Below are 20,198 nucleotides of genomic sequence, written 5' to 3' on the forward strand. Positions count from 1 at the left end.
CGGTATCTGGTGTTGCTTGGTTTTACCAAGTGGGTGCTTGGAAAGTCCAATGACATGTCTAGACTGCGTCGCATGTCACGACGCCGAAGCTACGACCAGTACTGTTCCGCGGCCCGCGCCCTCGACCTGGTGGGTGACCGCTGGACCCTGCTGATCGTCCGCGAGCTGCTGGCCGGGCCCCGCCGCTACACCGATCTGCACGCGGACCTGCCGGGCGTGAGCACGGACGTCCTCGCCTCCCGGCTGAAGGACATGGAGCGGGACGGCCTCGCGACCCGGCGCCGGCTGCCGCCGCCGGGAGCGGCCTACGTCTACGAACTCAGCTCCCGGGGAGGGGAGTTGCTGCCCGTGCTGCAGGCGCTCGGAACGTGGGGCGAGGCCGAGCTGGGGGAGCGGCGGCCGACGGACGCGCTGCGCGCCCACTGGTTCGCGCTGCCGCTGCTGCGCGCGCTGGAGGGCGAGGGACTCGTCGAAGTCCGCCTGGAGGAGGGGGACTTCCATCTGCATGTGGGTGCCGTCGACGGTGCGGTGTACGGCGACGGGCCCGCCCCGCGCGAGCCCGACGCCCGGCTGGCCCTGGACGCCGGGACCTGCGCGGCCCTCGGGCGGGGGGAGTTGAGCCTGACGGACGCGGTCCGGGCCGGGCAGGTCACCGTGACGGGCGAGGGCACCCTGGCGAAGGCGCTGCGGGAGACATGAGAAGGGCCCGCCGCAGGCGCTGCGGCGGGCCTTCGGACGACCAGGGTGTGTGACGAGGCGTCAGGCTCCCCGAGGCATCCGCGAAGGACGGCCAGCCCCCCGCGTCAGCGCGTATCCGCCGATGCCCGCGAGCGCGGCCAGCGTCGCGCCCACCGCGGTCCACACCCAGCGGTCGGACCACCAGCCGGACGCCCAGCCGTCGTCGGGTTCGATGCCCGACAGCACCGCGGACTTCGTCGACGCATCCCCGTCGTCCTGCGAGGACCGGGACGTCACGGCGATCCCCGGCACCAGCGGCTTCGCCAGTGAGCCGTCGACCGCGGCCGAGCCGCCGATGTCCTTGGAGCCGACCCGCACCGTCGCGCCGATCGGCTGCCCCAGGTCGGCCGTCGCCAGCTTCACCGCGGTCAGCCGGACGTAGTAGGTGCCGGGCAGCGGGTCGTTGGCCCACTCCTCGGACCAGGAGCGCACCGTACGCAGCGTGCAGGCCAGGTCGACCGAGGCCGTCCCCTCGGCCGCGGTGCGCGTCTGCGCCCCGTACTGGCAGGCCTGACGGCGGCGCAGGCCGTCGTACACGTCGATCTGCCAGGTCTGCGCCGCGTGCTCGTCCGGCAGCTTCACCGTCGCCTTGACGGTGGGGCGCTGACCGGCGTCGGCGGGGAACGACCAGTACAGGTAGTCGCCCGTGGAGGCGCTCGCCGTGGCCGGCCGGCCCTGGTCGATCTCGGCCGCCGTACGGAAGGACGTGCCCGCCGTGGTCGGCGCGGAGTCGTCGCCGGACGCGCTCGGCGACGGCGAGGAGTCGGCGGCGGCCGGCGTGACGGCCAGCCCGAACAGCAGCGCGGCAGCGCTCAACGCACGTGTGATCCGCATCAGTTGGTCCTCCAGACCGCGACCCGCCAGCGTGACACCCAGCCCCAGATCAGACCGGCGAGGAAGCCGGTCAGCACCAGTACGCCCAGCAGCCACCAGCCGCGGCCGAGGCCGAAGGAGGCCACGTCGTCCGCCTGCGACGGGCCGCTCACCACGTCCACGGTCAGCTCGACCGGCAGGCCCGGCGTGGTCTTCACGCCGGGGGCGGCCGAGAAGGAGTTGGTGACCTGAAGGCACACCGTCTCGGCGGGAGCGTCGTCGTCGCTCGTCGCCTTCGGGTAGCGCAGGCCGGTGGAGAGCATGTCCGTACGGCCGCTGCCCGCCGCCTCGCCGCGCACGATCTCGCGGCCGTGCGTCGTGACGGCCCGCAGCAGCACGCCGTGGTCGGGGTTGACGGTCCGGTCGGCGGCGACGCTCACCGAGGCGCGCAGCTCCTGGCCGGGCCGCACGTCCACCTTGTACCAGCGCTGCTGCCCGAACTCCTCGCGGTCGGTGTAGAGACCCGACGTGAGGGCGGGCGCGTCGGTGCACTGAGCGGCGCCCTCGGTGGCCACCGGCGTCACCACCGGGTCGGCCGCACGGTCCACCAACTGGTTCACCTTGTCGGTGAGTTCGTCGGTGTGCTGGACCGAGGTGTAGGTGCCGCCGGTCGCCTCGGCGATGCAGCTGAGCTGCTTGCGCAGCTTGGTGTTCGGGACCAGTCCGAGGGTGTCGATGGTCATGCCGATGCCCTTGGCCGCTATCTCCCGGGCCACCTCGCACGGGTCGAGCGGCGCGCAGGTGTCCTCACCGTCGCTGATCAGCACGATCCGCTTGGAGCCGGCGTCGGCGCCGAGGTCGTCGGCCGCCTTCAGCAGCGCCGGCCCGATCGGGGTCCAGCCGGTGGGCGAGAGCGTGGCCACCGCGGTCTTCGCCTCGGTGCGGTCCAGCGTGCTGACCGGGTAGAGCTGCGCGGTGTCCTTGCAGCCCGTCCTGCGGTCCTCGCCGGGATAGTTGGCGCCCAGTGTGCGGATGCCGAGCTGGACGTCCTCGGGCGTCGCGTCCAGCACCTCGTTGAACGCCTGCTTCGCCGCCGCCATCCGGGACCCGCCGTCGATGTCCCGGCTCCGCATGGAGCCGCTGACGTCGAGCACGAGGTCGACCTTCGGCGTGGCCCCGTCCGCGGGTTCACCGGCGCTCGCCGCGGCCGGGAACGCGAGCCCGGCCGCCAGAGTGGCCAGCAGGGCGCAGACTCCTGCCGCCAGCCGTTGTGTTCTGATCATCGGCGGATCTTATTGATCAGAGGCGCCGGGCTCCAAAACGGGACGTCACCATGGCTGTGCCAGCAGCGGGTTGGGCAGCTCGGCCCACTGGTCGCTGGGTGTCCCGGGCGACATCCGCATGAGCGTCAGCGCCTTCGCGGGCAGCGGACCGCCGAGCAGCGCGGCCAGGTCGGCCGTGCGCGGCAGATCCCGTACGGCCGTCTCCAGTGCCGCCCCCAGCGCCGCCGCCGAACCCGCCGTGGCGGCCAGGGAACCCGCCACCAGCGAGCCGAACAGCTTGCGCCGCAGGGTGGTTTCGTCGTCCGTGACGATCCGTCCGGTCAGCTCCGGGAGCGGGACGCCGTGCCGGGCCAGCCGGACCGGGCCGACCCGGATGTCGGCGAGGTCGCGGTACACCAGCCGCAGCGGGGCACCCGTGGCGGAGAGCACGACCAGGAGGTTCTGGCCGTGCGCCTCCAGCGCCACACCCAGTTCCAGCAGGCACAGTCCGACGGTGAGGGTAAGACGGGTGAAGTCGGCGAGCCAGGAGGGGGATTCGGGCAGTGCGGTGGCCGTCAGCGCCGCCACCGGCACGACCTGTTCGCCCCTGTCGGTCGCCGCGTACGTCTGCGGCGACTCCCGCAGCACGGCCGCGAGGTCGGGCGAACCGGCCGTGGCCGCGCCCCAGGTGCGCGTGACGTGCAGCAGACCCTCCGTGCGCGCCGCCACCGCTTCGGCGAAGGACGACACGGTGGCCGACAGAGCCACCGAGTAGACCGAGATGTCCCGCACGGAGGAGGTCAGCCGGGCGCTGAGCGCGGTCTTGACGTGGCTGCCGTCCGGCACGGCGAGGGTGCGCAGTGACATCAGCGGATGCGCCGGGAGCACCATGTCGGGAGCCGTGCCCTCCCCGCCGGGCCGCTTGAGCACGTGCGCCGCCTGCCAGGGATGCACCGGCAGCAACAGCCGCCCGCCGTCCCGCATCGAGTCCGGCCAGGTCCCGGTCACCAGGCAGTCCTTCGCGCGCACCGGCACCGTGCCCAGCTCCACCACCGGACGGTGCTCGGGCCCGTACACCAGCTGCTCGGCGACCGAGAAGCCGGGCCTGGAGCGGCAGTTGGGGTGGAAGGGATGCCCGTCGACCACACGCTGCTCCCACTCCCACTCCCGGTCGGCGGCGGGCCACTCCGGCGGGCGGTCCGGCTGCCCGGCCCGGGAGAGCGCCAACGAGGCCACGCTGTGCCCTAGTTCGGCCGCGAACCCGTCCCCGTGCGGGACACGCAGATCGCTCATCAGCCGCGCCGGATGGCCGTAGGCCGCATCGCCCAGGTGCACGGCGGTGACGTACGCGGCGGTCGCGTACGGGTCCGCGGGCGGCCCGTGCAGCCTGCGGCCGTCCGCGAGACGCAGCGTGAGCTCCTCGCGCTCCCGCACGCGTCCCGTGATCCACGGCAGCGGCTCGTGCGCGAGGGCCCGCCACAGCCGGGTCAGCACGGCCGCCCGCGCACCCGGCAGCTCGGCCGCGTACCGTGACAGCAGGTCCGGCCGGACCTCGGCCAGCTCGTCGGCGACCTCGGCCTCCACGGGATGGGGACGGTGCACGGGCGGGCTCCTCGGGTACGAGTAGGGCGTCACGTTCAGGGTGCGACGGCATCCATACTGATCGTCTCCGCCCTCACGGACTGCACGGAACGAGTGGATCGCGTGGATCTCAGCCCCCCGCCGGACGGTGACGGTCCCGCCGCCCGTGCCGACTCCTACGCGGCCGCACCGCTGCTCAACTGCCTGCTGCGCGAGCTGGCGGTGCCCGTCGCCGGCTCCGGCGACCTGCGCACCTACCGGCTGCCCGGCACGGGCCGTCTGCTGCGCGTTCGCGGCACCCGGCGGCCCGCCGCCCCCGAGGTGTCCGCATCCGGCCGCTGGCACCGCCTCGGCCACACCGAGCTGGTCAAGCTGGTCACCGAGGAACTGCGCCGCCACACCGGCCTGTCCAACCACGACCTGCCCGCCGAGATGATCGACAGCCGGGAGGCGGTGGCCGCGCTGCTCGCCGCACGCGCGCGTGCCACGGCGCCCGCGGACCCGTATCTGCGCTCCGAGCAGTCCCTCGTGACCGGCCATCCCTACCACCCCGCCCCCAAGGCGCGCGGCGGCGGCCCGGCGGCCGGCTGGCTGCCCTACGCGCCCGAGGCGTACGCCAGCTTCCCGCTGGTGCTGCTGGGCGTGCGCGAGGACCTGGCCGTGGAGGAGGGCGACACCTCGGCGCTGGACGCGCTCGGGCAGGCTCCGCCGGGGTACCGGCTGCTGCCCGCCCACCCGTGGCAGCTCGACCTCGTCGGCGGGGAGTCGGCAAAGGCCTTCGCGGACGGCCGGCTGGTGCGGCTGGGCACGACCGCCTTCGACGCCTGGCCGACGGCCGCGATCCGCACGGTGTACGCCCCCGACCGCGACCTGTTCCTGAAGTTCAGCCTCGACGTGCGCATCACCAACGACATCCGCAGGCTGTGGCGGCACGACCTGGAAAAGCGGGGCCGGACCGACGCGGAGGCCACCAGGGCGTTCGCGGGCGCTTCCGCCGCCTGGCTGAGCGATCGTGGCTACCGCACCGCCGCCTTCGCCTTCGAGGAGCTCGCCGTCCTCGTCCGCGACGGGCTGCACGGCCATCTGCTGCCGGGCTCGACCCCGCTGCTCGCCGCCGGCCTGGTGGAGGGCTTCGCGGGCAGCCCGCTGGCGGCGGCGCCCGACCCCGCCGCCTGGTGGGCGGCGTATCTGAGAGCGGTCGTGCCGCCGGCGCTCGCGGCCTTCGCCGCGCACGGCGTCGTCCTGGAGGCGCATCTGCAGAACACGCTGGTCGCCGTCGACGCCGGCGGGCTGCCCGTGCAGGCGCTGTTCCGGGATGCCGAGGGCGTGAGGCTGCTGGCGGACGTGGGCCGGGCGGCCGGCTGGGAGCGGCTGGTCTACACCCTGGTCGTCAACCACCTCACCGAGGTCGCCGCCGCCCTGGCCGAACACCACCCCGGCCTCGACCCCTGGCCCGCCGCCCGCCGCGAACTCGCCCGCCACGACCTGCCCGAGATCGCCGGCCTGCTCACCTCGCCGACCCTGCCCGGCAAGACGAACCTGCTGCTGCGCTGGACCGGCGCGGACGGCGCCGCCGCCCGCTACCTGCCGCTGCCCAACCCGCTGGCCCGGCCCGTGCCGCAGCCCTGACATACCCTGGCGGATGTGCTGCGCGAGGTGACTGCCGTCCGATACGTGACCCCCCTGCGGTCGGGCGGCTCCGTACCCGGAGTCTTCGACGCCGACGACCTCGGGACGTACGTCGTGAAGTTCACCGGCTCCGCCCAGGGCCGCAAGGCGCTGGTCGCCGAGGTGATCGTGGGCGAGCTGGCCCGCGCCCTCGGACTGCGCTTCCCCGAGCTGGTGCTCGTCCACCTCGACCCGGCGATCGCGGGCGACGAGCCCCACCAGGAGGTGCGCGACCTGCACGCGGCCAGCGCGGGAGTCAACCTCGGCATGGACTTCCTGCCGGGCGCCGTGGACTTCACCCCGGAGCTCGCCGGGGTCTTCCCGGTCGACCCCGTGGAGGCGGGCCGGATCGTCTGGCTCGACGCCCTGACGGTGAACGTCGACCGCACGGTCCACAGCTCCAACCTGATGGTCTGGCCGACGCTCGGCATCGTGCCCCCGCGCCTGTGGCTGATCGACCACGGCGCCGCACTCGTCTTCCACCACCGGTGGGACACCTCGGCCCCGGAGAAGGCCTACGACTTCCGCCACCACGCCCTCGGCCCGTACGGCCCGGACACCCGCGCGGCCGACGCCGACCTCGCGTCGCGCGTGACCGGGAAGCTGCTCCGGGAGATCCTCGCCATGGTCCCGGACGCCTGGCTCACCGGCTTCGGCACACCCGACGAGATGCGCGAGGCCTACGTCGGGTACCTGCTGGCGCGGGTGCGGGTCTCGGACCAGTGGCTCCCCACCGCCTTCCCGGGCCGTGACCTGCTCGCCGCCGAGGAGGCCGCCCGCGCGGCCAGGACGCGGCGGGGCCGGCCCGACTGGCTGAAGAGGGTTCCCGACCTGCACGGCGAGCCGCCGGCCGAACAGGACTGGTCGGCCCACCTCGGGTGAGCGGCGTCCGGATGCCGCGCGCGAACGCGGCCGGGTGGCCCCGAGATCGTCCCGGGGCCACCCGCCGCTCCTGCCTCCCGGGAGGCGTCAGCCTTCGAGCTGCCGGTACGCCGGCAGTGTCAGGAAGTCCGCGTAGTCGTCGTCCAGGGCGACCGTCAGCAGGAGGTCGTGCGCCTGCTGCCAGTGTCCGGCGGCGAACGCCTCCTCGCCGATCTCCCCCCGGATGTTGTCCAGTTCCTCGGCGGCGATCTTGCGGGCCAGCTCCGGGGTCGCCTTCTCGCCGTTCTCGAACTCGACGCCCGCGTTGATCCACTGCCAGATCTGCGAGCGGGAGATCTCCGCGGTGGCCGCGTCCTCCATGAGGTTGAAGATGGCGACCGCGCCGAGGCCGCGCAGCCAGGCCTCGATGTAACGGGTGCCCACCTGGACGGCGTTGACGAGGCCGGCGTAGGTCGGCCTGGCGTCCAGGGAGTCGACGGCGATCAGGTCGGCGGCCTCGACGTGGACGTCCTCGCGCAGCCGGTCCTTCTGGTGGGGCCTGTCGCCCAGGACCTTGTCGAAGGACTCCATGGCGATCGGCACCAGGTCGGGGTGGGCGACCCAGGAGCCGTCGAAACCGTCGCCCGCCTCACGGTCCTTGTCGGCACGGACCTTCTCGAAGGCGACCTTGTTGACCTCGGCGTCGCGGCGCGAGGGGATGAAGGCGGCCATGCCGCCGATCGCGTGCGCACCGCGCCTGTGGCAGGTGCGCACCAGGAGTTCGGTGTACGCCCGCATGAACGGGGCCGTCATCGTGACCGCGTTGCGGTCCGGCAGGACGAACCTGGCGCCGCCGTCCCGGAAGTTCTTCACGATCGAGAACAGGTAGTCCCAGCGTCCGGCGTTCAACCCCGAGGCGTGGTCGCGGAGTTCGTAGAGGATCTCCTCCATCTCGTAGGCGGCCGTGATCGTCTCGATCAGGACGGTGGCGCGGATCGTGCCCTGCGGGATGCCGACGTAGTCCTGCGCGAAGACGAAGACCTCGTTCCACAGCCGGGCCTCGAGGTGCGACTCCGTCTTCGGGAGGTAGAAGTAGGGGCCCTTGCCGAGATCCAGCAGGCGCTGGGCGTTGTGGAAGAAGTAGAGGCCGAAGTCGACGAAGGCGCCGGGGACCTGGTTGCCGTCGGCGTCGACGAGGTGACGCTCGTTCAGGTGCCAGCCGCGCGGGCGCATGACGACCGTCGCCAGCTCCTCGGCCGGGCGCAGCGCGTACGTCTTGCCGGAGGCGGGGTCGGTGAAGTCGATGCTGCGGGTGTAGGCGTCGATCAGGTTGGCCTGACCGGTGACGACGTTCTCCCACGTCGGCGCCGAGGCGTCCTCGAAGTCCGCGAGCCACACCCTGGCACCGGAGTTGAGGGCGTTGACGGTCATCTTCCGGTCGGTGGGACCCGTGATCTCGACCCGGCGGTCGTTCAGCGCCGCGGGGGAGGGGGCCACCTTCCAGGAGTCGTCCGCGCGGATCGCGGCGGTCTCCGGAAGGAAGTCGAGCGTGGAGGTGCGGGCGATCTCGGCGCGGCGCTCGGCCCGGCGGGCGAGGAGCTCGTCACGGCGCGGCGTGAACCGCCGGTGCAGCTCGGCCACGAAGGCGAGGGCCGCCTCGGTGAGGACCTCCTCCTGCCGGGGCAGGGGTTCGGCGTCGACGATGGCCAGCGGGGACGGCGCTGGTGCGGACATGTGCTGTCACTTCCTTCAGCGGTGGCACCGGGTGCCAGTCGAACCGGGTACGGCGAGGAACGCCCCTGGAGCGGTAGGGCGCTTCTGATCAGTGGATACTAGTTTCCTCATCGTGGAACTTCAATGGTTTGTTGATGTCGAGATTCTCCGGGTCGAGGGAAGGTGGCGCTCAGTGCCATCCCGTTCACTCAAGGTGGACCAGATCGGCCGCCGTGTCGATGTCGTACGGCCGCGCCACGTCCCCGCACTCGACGAGCGCGATCGCCGCGGCGTGCGCCGCGAGGTAGGCCCGGGCCCCGCGGTCCCCCGTCGCGGTCTCGGCGATGCCCGCCCAGTGGGCGCGGCCGAACAGGACGGGATGCCCGCGCACGCCGTCGTAGGCCGCCGACACCAGTGAGGTCTCGTCCCGGCAGGCGGCCAGCACCCGGCCGAACGCCTCGGGCCCGATGCCCGGCTGGTCGACGAGCGAGACGACGACGGCGCCGGCCCCCGTCGCCGCGAGCGAGTCCAGCCCGGCGCGCAGCGAGGACCCCATGCCCTGCTCCCACTCCGGGTTCTCCACGAGCACGCACCCCTCCAGTTCGGCCCGTTCCCGTACCGCGTCGGCCTCCGCCCCCAGCACCACGTGGACGCGGGAGCAGCCGGCCGCGCGCAGCACGCCGACCGCGTGTTCGACGAGCGGCCGGCCACGGTGTTCCAGCAGTGCCTTGGGCCGCCCGCCGAGCCGCCGCCCGCCACCGGCCGCGAGCAGCAGTCCGGCGATCCGGTCTTCGTTCTCCGTCATGTGTTCTGCATACCTGACGCCGGGGCGAGTGCCCGGTTTCCGGAGGCTGAATTTCCGTCCGCACTGTGGCGTGGGCCGCATCGGGTGGCGTTTACTGGCCCGCGACCCCTGGTGCCCGACCAGTGCCGCGGGGTGTTCGGCGGGATCACGCGTGACTGTGCACGGGGGCGTGCGAGGGGGAGAGCTGGGTTGCGGAGCTTGGGGCAGAGGTCAGTGATCGGCAGCGGCGAGGACCCGAGAGTGGCCGGACTGCGGACCGCCGTGTCCCGGCTGCGGCGCGAACTCGCCGCCCACCCCGCCGAGTTCCCCGACCGCGGCATCGCGGAGGACGAACTCGCCGCCCTCGCCGCGATGACGGCGGGCGGCGCCCCCGAGATCCGCCGCCTGCGGCGCTCGCTGCTGCTGATCGCCGGTGCGATCGGCTCGGTCAGCGCGCTGGCCCCGGGGCTGTCGGACGTGCGCGACGCGGTGGACCTGTTCGGGGACCCGCAGCGCGGCTGAGGGCTTTGCTCCACGGGAACATGTGCCCGGTCGGGCCCGCGGGGCTCCGCTAGACGGCCGGTCCCGAGCTGGCCAGTGCCTGCGAGAGCTCCGCCGCCACCTGCTGGAGCAGGGGGACGATCGTGTCCGTCGCCGCCTCCGTGACCCGGCCCGCCGGGCCCGAGATCGAAATGGCCGCGGCGGTGGGGGAGTCGGGTACGGAGACCGCGAGGCAGCGGACGCCGATCTCCTGCTCGTTGTCGTCGACCGCGTAACCGGCCCGGCGCACGTCCTCCAGAGCGGCCAGGAAGCCCTCCGCGGTGGTGATCGTCTTCTCCGTCGCCGCGGGCATGCCGGTGCGCCTGAGCAGGGCGCGCACCTCGTCGTCCGGGGTGTTCGCGAGCAGGGCCTTGCCGACGCCCGTGGAGTGCGGCAGGACCCGCCGGCCGACCTCGGTGAACATGCGCATCGAGTGCTTCGACGGCACCTGGGCGACGTAGACGATCTCGTCCCCGTCGAGCAGCGCCATGTTCGCCGTCTCGCCGGTCTCCTCGACCAGGCGGGCCAGATAGGGGCGGGCCCAGGTGCCGAGCAGACGGGAGGCGGACTCGCCGAGGCGGATCAGGCGCGGGCCGAGGGCGTACCGGCGGTTGGGCTGCTGGCGGACGTATCCGCAGGCCACCAGGGTGCGCATCAGGCGGTGGATGGTCGGCAGCGGCAGTCCGCTGCTCGCGGACAGCTCGCTCAGCCCCACCTCGCCGCCCGCGTCGGCCATCCGCTCGAGCAGGTCGAAGGCGCGCTCGAGTGACTGGACCCCGCCGCCGTTGGACCTGGCGGAGTCGGTGGTGCTGGCGCTGGACGTCGGCACGGCGCGTTCCTTTCGGGGCTGGCGGGAGTCGCTGAAGCCTACCCGGCGGTCGGTTGACTCCCCGGTTGTACGTAGTTACGTTCTGCTTGACGGAATTCTAATTCCGCCTTGTGGAAACGTCCAGAGTCGGCGGGGAAGGCGCACTCTGAAGAAGTGTGCCCTTGACGGCTCGGAACCGGGAGTGAAGACTCCTTCAACAGAACGTTGAAATTCGTTCCGTGGACGTACCTCACGGCGGCTGAGAGGGGTTCGGGTGTCCGACGTAGAACTGGTGCTGCGCTCGACGCGCGTCGTCACGCCCGAGGGGACGCGCGCCGCCTCCGTCGCGGTCGCCGGCGGGAAGATCACGGCCGTCCTCCCCCATGACGGAGCCGTACCGCCCGGCGCCCGCCTGGAGGACTTCGGCGACGACGTCCTGCTGCCCGGCCTGGTCGACACACACGTGCACGTCAACGACCCCGGCCGCACCGAGTGGGAGGGCTTCTGGACCGCCACGCGCGCGGCGGCGGCCGGCGGCATCACCACCCTCGTGGACATGCCGCTCAACTCCCTGCCGCCGACGACGACGGTCGAGAACCTCCGCACGAAGCGGCAGGTCGCCGCCGACAAGGCACACATCGACGTCGGCTTCTGGGGCGGCGCCCTGCCGGACAACGTCAAGGACCTGCGCCCGCTGCACGAGGCCGGCGTCTTCGGCTTCAAGGCGTTCCTGTCCCCGTCGGGCGTGGAGGAGTTCCCGCACCTCGACCAGGACCGGCTCGCGCAGTCCCTGGCCGAGATCGCCTCCTTCGGCGGCCTGCTCATCGTGCACGCCGAGGACCCGCACCACCTGGACGCCGCCCCGCAGCACGGCGGCCCCAGGTACGCCGACTTCCTCGCCAGCCGCCCGCGCGACGCCGAGGACACGGCGATCGCCCAACTGATCGCGCAGGCCAAGCGGTTCGACGCGCGCGTGCACGTGCTGCACCTGTCGTCGTCCGACGCGCTCCCGCTGATCGCACGGGCGCGGGCGGAGGGCGTACGCATCACCGTCGAGACCTGCCCGCACTACCTCACCCTCACCGCCGAGGAGGTCCCGGACGGCGCGAGCGAGTTCAAGTGCTGCCCGCCCATCCGCGAGGCCGCCAACCAGGACCTGCTGTGGCAGGCGCTGGCCGACGGCACCGTCGACTGCGTGGTCACCGACCACTCGCCCTCCACGGCCGACCTCAAGACGCACGACTTCGCCACCGCCTGGGGCGGCATCTCCGGCCTCCAGCTGAGCCTCGCGGCGGTGTGGACCGAGGCCCGCAGGCGCGGCCACGGCCTGGAGGACGTGGTCCGCTGGATGTCCTCGCGCACGGCGGAGCTGGTGGGCCTGGACACCCGCAAGGGAGCCATCGAGGCCGGCCGCGACGCGGACTTCGCGGTCCTCGCGCCCGAGGAGACCTTCACCGTCGACCCGGCGGCCCTGCAGCACCGCAACCGCGTGACGGCGTACGCGGGCAAGACCCTGCACGGCGTCGTGAAGTCCACCTGGCTGCGCGGCGAACGCATCGTCGCCGACGGCGAGTTCACCGCGCCGAAGGGCCGGCTGCTCACCCGCACCCCCTGATCCCCCCCGCACCGCAGCGGCGAGAACGAAAGGAACGACGTGACGGCGATACCGAGTTTCACCGGTGACGCGAACCCCTACGGAGGCGGCGACCCGTACGCGGACTACCGCACCGCCGACTTCCCCTTCACGCAGTACGCCAACCTCGCCGACCGGCAGCTCGGCGCCGGTGTCATCGCCGCCAACGACGAGTTCTTCGCCCAGCGGGAGAACCTGCTGGTGCCCGAGCCGGCCGCGTTCGACCCCGAGCACTTCGGGCACAAGGGCAAGGTCATGGACGGCTGGGAGACGCGCCGCCGCCGCGGCGCCTGCGCCGGCCACCCGTGGCCGGCCGCCGAGGACCACGACTGGGCGCTGGTCCGCCTGGGCGCGCCCGGCGTGATCCGGGGGATCGTCGTCGACACGGCCCACTTCCGCGGCAACTACCCGCAGGCGGTGTCGGCGGAGGCCACGTCCGTACCCGGCTCGCCCTCGCCCGCGGAACTCCTCGGGGACGACGTGAAGTGGACGACGCTGGTGCCGCGCACCCCGGTCGGCGGCCACGCGGCCAACGGCTTCGCCGTCTCGGCCGAGCAGCGCTTCACCCACCTGCGGGTCAACCAGCACCCCGACGGCGGCATCGCGCGCCTGCGCGTGCACGGCGAGGTGGTACCGGACCCGGAGTGGCTGCGGACCCTCGGCACGTTCGACGTGGTCGCCCTGGAGAACGGCGGCCGGGTCGAGGACGCCTCCGACCTCTTCTACTCCCCGGCCACCAACACCATCCAGCCGGGCCGCTCCCGCAAGATGGACGACGGCTGGGAGACCCGCCGCCGGCGCGACCAGGGCAACGACTGGATCCGCTACGGCCTCGCGGCCCGGTCCGAGATCCGCGCCGTCGAGATCGACACGGCGTACCTGAAGGGCAACAGCGCGGGCTGGGCGTCGGTCTCGGTGAAGGACGGCGAGAGCGGCGAGTGGCGCGAGGCGCTGCCGCGCACCCGCCTCCAGCCCGACACCAACCACCGCTTCGTCCTTCCGGCCCCGGCCGTCGGCACGCACGCGCGCGTGGACATCTACCCCGACGGCGGCATCTCCCGCCTGCGCCTGCACGGCGCTCTGACGCAGGACGGCGCGGCAGCTCTCGCGGCCAGACACCAGGAACTGGGCGGCTGACCCGCACGCGCGCGGGGCGCGCGGCCGACCCCGCACACACGCGCGGGGCGCACCGGACGGACCGCGCCGGTGCGCCCCGCGTGTGCGTTCAGGCCGCGTGTCCGTCGTCGACCGCGAACTCCGCCCCGGTGACGTGGTCCGCCCCCGCCGGGTACGCGACCGTGTCCGCCACCTCCTCGGCCGTCCCGAACCGCCCCAGGGCCGTCATCGCCGCCTGGTCCGGCGCGTACGGTCCGTCCGCCGGGTTCATGTCGGTGTCCGTCGGCCCGGGGTGCACGATGTTCGCGGTGATCCCTCGGGCCCCGGGCTCACGCGCGAGCGCCTTCGTCAGGCCGACCAGCGCCGCCTTGCTGGTCGCGTAGAGCGTTCCGCCCGGTCCCGGCACCCGCTGCGTCATGCACGTGCCGACGGTCACGATCCGCCCGCCGGACGGCAGTCGCGCGGCCGCCGCCCGGGAGGTCAGGAACACGCCGCGGACGTTCACCGCCAGCACCCGGTCCACGTCGGCGAGCGAGAGCCCCTCCAGCGGGCCGAGCACACCCACGCCCGCGTTGTTGACCAGCACGTCGAGCCGCCCAGCGCCTCCGCGGCCCGCCCGGCCACCCCCGCCGCCTCGTCCGCGTCCGCGGCGTCCGCGCGCAGGGCCACCGCCCGGCGTCCCAGCGCCTCGATCCGCCGTACGACGTCCCGCGCCGCCTCCTGGCCGTTCGGACAGGTGAGGGCCACGTCCGCGCCCTCCCGGGCGAGCCGCACCGCCGTCGCCGCCCCGATACCGCGGCTGGCGCCGGTGACCAGGGCGGCCTTGCCCCGCAGTGTTCCGTGAGTCGTCGTCATGGCCCCATCCCAGCGGCCGCCGCCCGCGAGCACCGGCGGCGGACGGACACCGACATCGCGTGGCCGGAACACACCGGGTGGCCAAAACGCATCGGGCCGGGACGGAACTCTTTGCTCCACCCTCCGCGTTCTCCCCCCGTGACCCTTCAGCAAGAGATCGTCGGCAACGCCATGCAGATGGCGGTCGTCAACCTGAACCCCGGCCAGAGCGTGTACTGCGAGGCGGGCAAGTTCCTTTTCAAGACGACGAACGTGACCATGGAGACCCGTCTGTCGGGCCCGTCGAACGACGGGCGCGCGCAGGGCGGCGGAGGCGGCATGGGCGGCATGCTCCGGCAGGCCATGGGCACCGCCATGCAGGCCGGCCAGCGCATGCTCGCCGGCGAGTCGCTGGCCTTCCAGTACTTCAGCGCGCAGGGCGGCGAGGGGACCGTCGGCTTCGCGGGCGTCCTCCCCGGAGAGATGCGCGCCCTCGAACTCGACGGCACGCGCGCGTGGTTCGCCGAGAAGGACGCCTTCGTCGCGGCCGAGTCCACCGTCGACTTCGGCATCGCCTTCCAGGGCGGCCGCACCGGCATGAGCGGCGGCGAGGGCTTCATCCTGGAGAAGTTCACCGGCCGCGGCACGGTGATCATCGCGGGCGCGGGCAACTTCATCGACCTCGACCCGGCCGACTTCGGCGGCCGTATCGAGGTCGACACGGGCTGCGTCGTCGCCTTCGAGGAGGGCATCCGGTACGGCGTCCAGCGCATCGGCGGCCTCAACCGCCAGGGGCTCATGAACGCCGTCTTCGGCGGCGAGGGCCTCTCGCTCGCCACCCTGGAGGGCAGCGGCCGGGTGATCCTGCAGTCCCTCACCATCGAGAGCCTCGCCAACGCCCTGCGGAAGGCCCAGGGCGGCGACAAGCAGGGCCCCACGGGCGGACTGTTCTCCACCCACTCCGGATGAGCCGCCGCACGGTCCGCCGACGTCTTCCGGGCGTCCGGCCTCCGGCCCGGTCGGAGGTCCGGACGTAGGTCTGGACGAAGCCGCCTCGGTCGGCGGCATCTGCCACGGCGCCGTCGCCGCACGGGCGCACGACCCCCTGGACCTGATCGCGCGGGACGGCCCCGACCCGTACGAGCAGGACGGCACCGTCTTCCCGAACCGGGAGGGCGTCCCGCCCGGCACGTCGCGTGGCACGGGGAACGGCGACCGGCCGGAGGCCCGCCCGCACCGAAAGTCTCCGGTGGTGCGACTTTGGTCGGCGATGCCCCGTCCGGGGCGGTGAGGCCGGGCATTCCTGCGTAGATTTGTCGACCGTGGGCAAGGACAAGGCGACGCCGGCCGTGGCGGGGGTCATCGGGCGCAGATGGCTGTTCCCCTCGGCCCTGCTGCACGAGCTCGACCCCGACGCGGAGCGGACCGGACGCCGGCCGCGGCGCACCGCGCGTGACTGGGCCGTCGACTTCACCTGCTTCCTGCTCGCCGTCGCGCTCGGCCTCGCGGCCGCCGACACCCTGAGCGGCGACCCCCACACCCCGCACGCCCTCGCCGTCGTCGACCAGCTGCTCGGTGTGCTGGCCTGTGCCGCGGTGTGGCTGCGCCGCCGCTGGCCGCTCGGCCTCGCCATCGCGATGATCCCCGTCGGCCTGGTGTCGAACACGGCGGGCGGCGCCGGCGCCGTCGTCCTGTTCACCCTCGCCGTCCACCGGCCCTTCCGCTACGTCGCCTGGATCGGCGGCATCGCGATCGCGCAGATCCCGCTGCTGTTCTGGCTGCGCCCGGACCCCGACCTGCCCTACGCGGGAGCCGTCGCCTTCACCGAGCTCGCCACCCTCGCCGTCATCGGCTGGGGCATGTTCGTCCGCTCCAAGCGCCAGCTCATGCTGAGCCTGCGCGAACGCGCCCGGCGGGCCGAGACGGAGGCGCGGCTGCGCGCCGAGCAGGCGCAGCGGCTGGCCCGCGAGGCCATCGCCCGCGAGATGCACGACGTGCTCGCGCACCGCCTGACCCTGCTGAGCGTGCACGCGGGCGCCCTGGAGTTCCGGCCCGACGCGCCCCGGGAGGAGATCGCGCGGGCGGCCGGCGTCATCCGGGAGAGCGCCCACGAGGCCCTGCAGGACCTGCGCGAGATCATCGGCGTCCTGCGCGCGGGCGAACCCGACGACGCGGGCCGCCCCCAGCCGACGCTCGCCGCGCTGGACGCACTGGTCGCCGAGTGCCGCGAGGCCGGCATGAAGGTGACCCTCGCCAGCCGCGTCCGCGACCCCGCCGACGTCCCCTCCTCCGTCGGCCGCACCGCCTACCGCGTCGCCCAGGAGGCCCTGACCAACGCCCGTAAGCACGCCCCCGGCACGGAGGTCGCCGTCGCCGTCACCGGCGGCCCGGGCGACGGGCTGGTGGTGGACGTGCGCAATCCCGCTCCCGAGGGCGACGTCCCCGCCGTCCCCGGCTCCGGGCAGGGCCTGATCGGGCTCACCGAACGGGCCACACTGGCCGGCGGCCGGCTGGAGCACGGGCCGGAGGCGGACGGGGGGTTCCGCGTGCGGGCCTGGCTGCCGTGGTGATGACGCGACCCCCGCACGGCGCGCCCGCCCGCCGTGATTACGTAAGGCCCATGACTGCGATCAGAGTGCTCCTCGTGGACGACGATCCCCTGGTGCGGGCGGGCCTGTCCCTGATGATGGGCGGGGCCGCCGACATCGAGATCGTCGGAGAGGCCGCCGACGGCACCGAGGTCGAGGCACTGGTCGACCGCACCCGCCCGGACGTGGTCCTCATGGACATCCGGATGCCGTCGGTGGACGGCCTCACGGCGACCGAGCGGCTGCGGGGCCGCAAGGACGCTCCCCAGGTCGTGGTCCTCACCACCTTCCACGCCGACGAGCAGGTGCTGCGCGCCCTGCGCGCCGGCGCCGCCGGTTTCGTCCTCAAGGACACGCCGCCGGCCGAGATCGTCGACGCGGTGCGCCGGGTCGCGGTGGGCGACCCCGTGCTGTCGCCCAGCGTGACACGCCAGCTGGTGGAGCACGCGGTGGGCGGCGCCGCCGACACCCGGCGCACCCACGCGCGCGTGCGCATCGGCGCCCTGAACGACCGCGAGCGCGAGGTCGCCGTCGCGGTCGGCCGCGGCCTGTCCAATGCCGAGATCGCCGCCGCGCTGTTCATGAGCGTCGCCACCGTCAAGACCCACGTCTCCCGCACCCTGGCCAAGCTCGACCTCAACAACCGTGTGCAGATCGCCCTGCTGGCCTACGACGCGGGCCTGCTGGAGGAACCGGGGACGAACACGCCCTAGGGGTGCGCGGACGGCCGGTGCGCTGCTAGAACACCTTCGTCCGGACGTGTTCGAGGGGGGGACAGACGTGCTGCGTACCGCGGAGATCACCGCCGAGCTGACCGGAGAGTTCGGCGGCGACCACGTCCACAGCCTGCACTGGCGTTCCAAGCTGGAGTTCAGCGTGGACTGCTTCATCTGCGAGCGGACCGGCCGCACCACGGTCTACGAGCGCGGCGCGGAGCGGGCCCTGTGCTCGGGCAGCCGCAGCGGTTTCCAGCGCCACTACACGGCGGGCCGGATCGCCGCGTACGACACGACGTCCGGCAAGGACCGGCTGGCGCTGCGGGCCCTCGTCGACTTCTGGTGGTCGCCCTTCGAGGACGCGCGCGACGGCCGGAGCGGCCAGGCGCCCACCAGCCACCCCTGGGTGCGCCTGCACCTCGGCTACCTCTGCCCGAAGACCAAGGAGTCCGGCAGGAACAGCGTCCAGACCAACCTGGTCCGGCCCTGCGCGCTGCGCTGCGCCCACTGCGACGCGCTGATGGCCACGGACACCACCGCTCCCGCCGTGCGCCTGCTCACCTGAACGCGCTCTCGGCGCGCCCCGGGATCTCCGCGAGGGCCACCGCTCTGCGCTCCCGTCGGGAGATCTCGCAGGCCTCGGCGATCCGCAGTGCCTGCAGCGCCTCGCGGCCGTCGCACGGATTGGCCCGCAGCCCCGTCACGACCTCGACGAAGGCCGCCAGCTCGGCCTCGTAGGCGGGCCCGAAGCGCTCCAGGAAGCCGGTCCACGGCTTGTCCGCGGCGGGCGGCCCGGTCGGTTCGGTGGAGGCGATCGGCGTGCGGTCGTCCAGGCCCACCACGATCTGGTCGAGTTCCCCGGCCAGTTCCATGCGGACGTCGTATCCGGCGCCGTTCAGCCGCGTCGCCGTGGCGGTGGCGAGCGTGCCGTCGTCGAGCGTGAGGAGCGCGGCGCCGGTGTCCACGTCGCCCGCCTCGCGGAACATCGCGGGCCCCGCGTCGGACCCGGCCGCGTACACGTCGACGACCTCGCGCCCGGTCACCCAGCGCAGCGCGTCGAAGTCGTGGATCAGCGTGTCCCGGTACAGCCCGCCGGAGAGCGGCAGCCACGCGGGCGGGGGAGCGCTCCGGTCGGACGTGAGCGCCCGTACGGTGTGCAGCCGCCCGAGCCGGCCGGAGAGTACCGCCTCCCGGGCACCCCGGTAGCCCGTGTCGAAGCGGCGCTGGAACCCCATCTGCAGGACCGTCCCGGCCGCCTCGACCTCGCCGATGGCGTTCAGCGTGCCCGGCAGATCGAGCGCGATGGGCTTCTCGCAGAACACCGGGAGACCCGACCGTGCTGCCCGACCGATCAGTTCGGCGTGGGCCGCGGTGGCGGTGGTGATCACCACGGCGTCCACGCCCCAGCGGAAGATCTCGTCCACCCCCGGTGCCGCCGTCTCCCCGAGCCGGCGGGCCAGCTCCTGGGCCCGCGCCGGATCGACGTCCGTGAGGATCAGGGACCCCACGTCCCGATGGCGGCTGAGGGTGTTCGCATGAATGGCGCCGATCCGCCCCGTACCGATGACCCCGATGCGCATGGAAACAAAGTGAGGGTTCCGTGCGTACGCTGTCAATGCATATGTCAGGACAATCGAACTACACAACTTCCCGTCAACAACGCGTGGAGCTACGCTCGCCCCGTGCCGAAACCAGAAGTGGACCCCACCGTGTCGCTCGAGCTCAGTGTGGACCGGAGCTCTCCGGTGCCGTTGTACTTCCAGCTCTCCCAGCAGCTGGAGGCCGCGATCGAGCACGGCACGCTCACGCCCGGCAGCCTGCTGGGCAACGAGATCGAGCTGGCCGCCCGGCTCGGCCTGTCCCGGCCCACCGTCCGCCAGGCCATCCAGTCGCTCGTCGACAAGGGCCTCCTGGTGCGCCGCCGCGGCGTCGGCACGCAGGTCGTGCACAGCCAGGTCAAGCGCCCCCTGGAGCTCTCCAGCCTCTACGACGACCTGGAGGCGGCCGGGCAGCGCCCCGCGACCAGGGTCCTCGTCAACACGGTCGTCCCGGCGACCGCCGAGGTCGCGGCCGCCCTGAACATCGCCGAGGACGGCGACGTGCACCGCGTCGAGCGGCTGCGCCTCGCCCACGGCGAGCCGATGGCCCACCTGTGCAACTTCATCCCGCCCGGCCTGCTCGACCTGGACACCGGGCAGCTGGAGGCCACCGGCCTGTACCGGATGATGCGCGCCGTCGGCATCACCCTGCACAGCGCCCGCCAGACCATCGGCGCCCGCGCCGCGACCGCCGCCGAGGCCGAGCGCCTCGCCGAGCCCGAGGGCGCCCCGCTGCTCACCATGCAGCGCGTCACCTTCGACGACACCGGCCGCGCGGTCGAGTACGGCACGCACACCTACCGCCCGTCGCGCTACTCCTTCGAGTTCCAGCTGCTCGTCAGGCCCTGACGGCCGCACGGCCGCACGGCGCGCGGTTCGCCACAATGTGCGGACAATGCAACACCCTCCGCCCGGGGACGCGGGAAACCGTGCGATCAGCCCGGG

Annotated in this window: 18 protein-coding genes and 1 pseudogene; 11 read left to right on the forward strand and 8 right to left on the reverse strand. The window is 73.4% G+C overall.

Annotated features, from left to right (window positions below; all coding sequences use genetic code 11):
* The first annotated feature begins 72 nt into the window (after nt 1-72).
* Nucleotides 73-699: a winged helix-turn-helix transcriptional regulator gene (locus ACIRPX_RS27845; RefSeq protein ID WP_404200036.1), complete on the forward strand. Its 627-nt coding sequence runs from the start codon at nt 73-75 to the stop codon at nt 697-699.
* 60 nt (nt 700-759) lie between these two features.
* On the opposite strand, the gene ACIRPX_RS27850 is transcribed toward ACIRPX_RS27845, so the two are convergent.
* From ACIRPX_RS27850 to ACIRPX_RS27860, 3 genes are read right to left on the reverse strand one after another with little or no spacing between them, the layout of a single operon-like run.
* Complete coding sequence (locus tag ACIRPX_RS27850) at nt 760-1,572, reverse strand: hypothetical protein (protein WP_404200039.1); 813 nt, start codon at nt 1,570-1,572, stop codon at nt 760-762.
* On the reverse strand, nt 1,572-2,834 hold the full coding sequence (locus ACIRPX_RS27855; RefSeq protein ID WP_404200042.1) for a VWA domain-containing protein: 1,263 nt from the start codon (nt 2,832-2,834) through the stop codon (nt 1,572-1,574). The genes ACIRPX_RS27850 and ACIRPX_RS27855 overlap by 1 nt, the downstream gene beginning before the upstream one ends.
* A gap of 45 nt (nt 2,835-2,879) precedes the next feature.
* Entirely contained in the window at nt 2,880-4,415 is a 1,536-nt protein-coding gene (locus ACIRPX_RS27860) for an IucA/IucC family protein (protein WP_404200045.1), read from the reverse strand.
* 102 nt (nt 4,416-4,517) lie between these two features.
* On the opposite strand from ACIRPX_RS27860, the gene ACIRPX_RS27865 reads away from it, so the two are divergent.
* Together ACIRPX_RS27865 and ACIRPX_RS27870 are read left to right on the forward strand one after the other, a co-directional pair.
* The gene (locus ACIRPX_RS27865; RefSeq protein ID WP_404200048.1) at nt 4,518-6,023 is read left to right on the forward strand and encodes an IucA/IucC family protein; all 1,506 of its coding nucleotides are present in this window, start codon (nt 4,518-4,520) and stop codon (nt 6,021-6,023) included.
* A gap of 15 nt (nt 6,024-6,038) precedes the next feature.
* Nucleotides 6,039-6,944 (forward strand): HipA family kinase, encoded by a 906-nt coding sequence (locus ACIRPX_RS27870; protein WP_404200051.1) that lies wholly within the window; start codon nt 6,039-6,041, stop codon nt 6,942-6,944.
* A gap of 87 nt (nt 6,945-7,031) precedes the next feature.
* On the opposite strand, the gene aceB is transcribed toward ACIRPX_RS27870, so the two are convergent.
* Both aceB and ACIRPX_RS27880 read right to left on the reverse strand, forming a co-directional pair.
* A complete protein-coding gene (gene aceB, locus ACIRPX_RS27875; protein WP_404200054.1) occupies nt 7,032-8,657 on the reverse strand; it encodes a malate synthase A in 1,626 nt (541 codons plus the stop codon).
* A 184-nt stretch (nt 8,658-8,841) separates the two neighbouring features.
* The gene (locus ACIRPX_RS27880) at nt 8,842-9,441 is read right to left on the reverse strand and encodes an NTP transferase domain-containing protein (protein ID WP_404200057.1); all 600 of its coding nucleotides are present in this window, start codon (nt 9,439-9,441) and stop codon (nt 8,842-8,844) included.
* A 213-nt stretch (nt 9,442-9,654) separates the two neighbouring features.
* Here ACIRPX_RS27880 and ACIRPX_RS27885 point away from each other — a divergent pair, with 213 nt between their 5' ends.
* Entirely contained in the window at nt 9,655-9,942 is a 288-nt protein-coding gene (locus ACIRPX_RS27885) for a DUF5955 family protein (protein WP_404200103.1), read from the forward strand.
* 49 nt (nt 9,943-9,991) lie between these two features.
* Here ACIRPX_RS27885 and ACIRPX_RS27890 read toward each other — a convergent pair whose 3' ends face one another.
* Nucleotides 9,992-10,789, reverse strand: a complete 798-nt coding sequence (locus ACIRPX_RS27890; protein WP_404200060.1) for an IclR family transcriptional regulator — start codon at nt 10,787-10,789, stop codon at nt 9,992-9,994.
* Nucleotides 10,790-11,042: 253 nt separating this feature from the next.
* Here ACIRPX_RS27890 and allB point away from each other — a divergent pair, with 253 nt between their 5' ends.
* Nucleotides 11,043-12,383 carry an allantoinase AllB gene (gene allB / locus ACIRPX_RS27895; RefSeq protein WP_404200063.1) on the forward strand — a complete coding sequence of 447 codons (1,341 nt, stop codon included), beginning with the start codon at nt 11,043-11,045 and terminating at the stop codon, nt 12,381-12,383.
* Nucleotides 12,384-12,422: 39 nt separating this feature from the next.
* The gene (gene alc / locus ACIRPX_RS27900) at nt 12,423-13,538 is read left to right on the forward strand and encodes an allantoicase (protein ID WP_404200066.1); all 1,116 of its coding nucleotides are present in this window, start codon (nt 12,423-12,425) and stop codon (nt 13,536-13,538) included.
* 88 nt (nt 13,539-13,626) lie between these two features.
* Here the strand turns inward: alc and ACIRPX_RS27905 are convergent.
* A pseudogene (locus tag ACIRPX_RS27905) lies at nt 13,627-14,372 on the reverse strand (SDR family NAD(P)-dependent oxidoreductase).
* A 138-nt stretch (nt 14,373-14,510) separates the two neighbouring features.
* Between ACIRPX_RS27905 and ACIRPX_RS27910 the strand changes: the two are divergent.
* From ACIRPX_RS27910 to ACIRPX_RS27925, 4 genes are all read left to right on the forward strand, one after another.
* Nucleotides 14,511-15,320, forward strand: coding sequence for an AIM24 family protein (locus tag ACIRPX_RS27910; RefSeq protein WP_404200069.1), 810 nt, complete (start codon nt 14,511-14,513; stop codon nt 15,318-15,320).
* A 344-nt stretch (nt 15,321-15,664) separates the two neighbouring features.
* On the forward strand, nt 15,665-16,921 hold the full coding sequence (locus ACIRPX_RS27915) for a sensor histidine kinase (RefSeq protein ID WP_404200072.1): 1,257 nt from the start codon (nt 15,665-15,667) through the stop codon (nt 16,919-16,921).
* A gap of 50 nt (nt 16,922-16,971) precedes the next feature.
* Complete coding sequence (locus ACIRPX_RS27920; protein ID WP_404200075.1) at nt 16,972-17,652, forward strand: response regulator; 681 nt, start codon at nt 16,972-16,974, stop codon at nt 17,650-17,652.
* 67 nt (nt 17,653-17,719) lie between these two features.
* A complete protein-coding gene (locus tag ACIRPX_RS27925; RefSeq protein WP_404200079.1) occupies nt 17,720-18,220 on the forward strand; it encodes a hypothetical protein in 501 nt (166 codons plus the stop codon).
* On the opposite strand, the gene ACIRPX_RS27930 is transcribed toward ACIRPX_RS27925, so the two are convergent.
* Nucleotides 18,213-19,235, reverse strand: a complete 1,023-nt coding sequence (locus tag ACIRPX_RS27930; RefSeq protein ID WP_404200082.1) for a Gfo/Idh/MocA family oxidoreductase — start codon at nt 19,233-19,235, stop codon at nt 18,213-18,215. The genes ACIRPX_RS27925 and ACIRPX_RS27930 overlap by 8 nt on opposite strands.
* Before the next feature lie 129 nt (nt 19,236-19,364).
* Here ACIRPX_RS27930 and ACIRPX_RS27935 point away from each other — a divergent pair, with 129 nt between their 5' ends.
* The gene (locus ACIRPX_RS27935; protein ID WP_404200106.1) at nt 19,365-20,102 is read left to right on the forward strand and encodes a GntR family transcriptional regulator; all 738 of its coding nucleotides are present in this window, start codon (nt 19,365-19,367) and stop codon (nt 20,100-20,102) included.
* The last annotated feature ends 96 nt before the right edge of the window (nt 20,103-20,198 follow it).

Origin of the sequence: Streptomyces sp. NPDC101225, assembly GCF_044767585.1 — a bacterium.
In the GTDB taxonomy this organism is placed as follows: domain Bacteria; phylum Actinomycetota; class Actinomycetes; order Streptomycetales; family Streptomycetaceae; genus Streptomyces.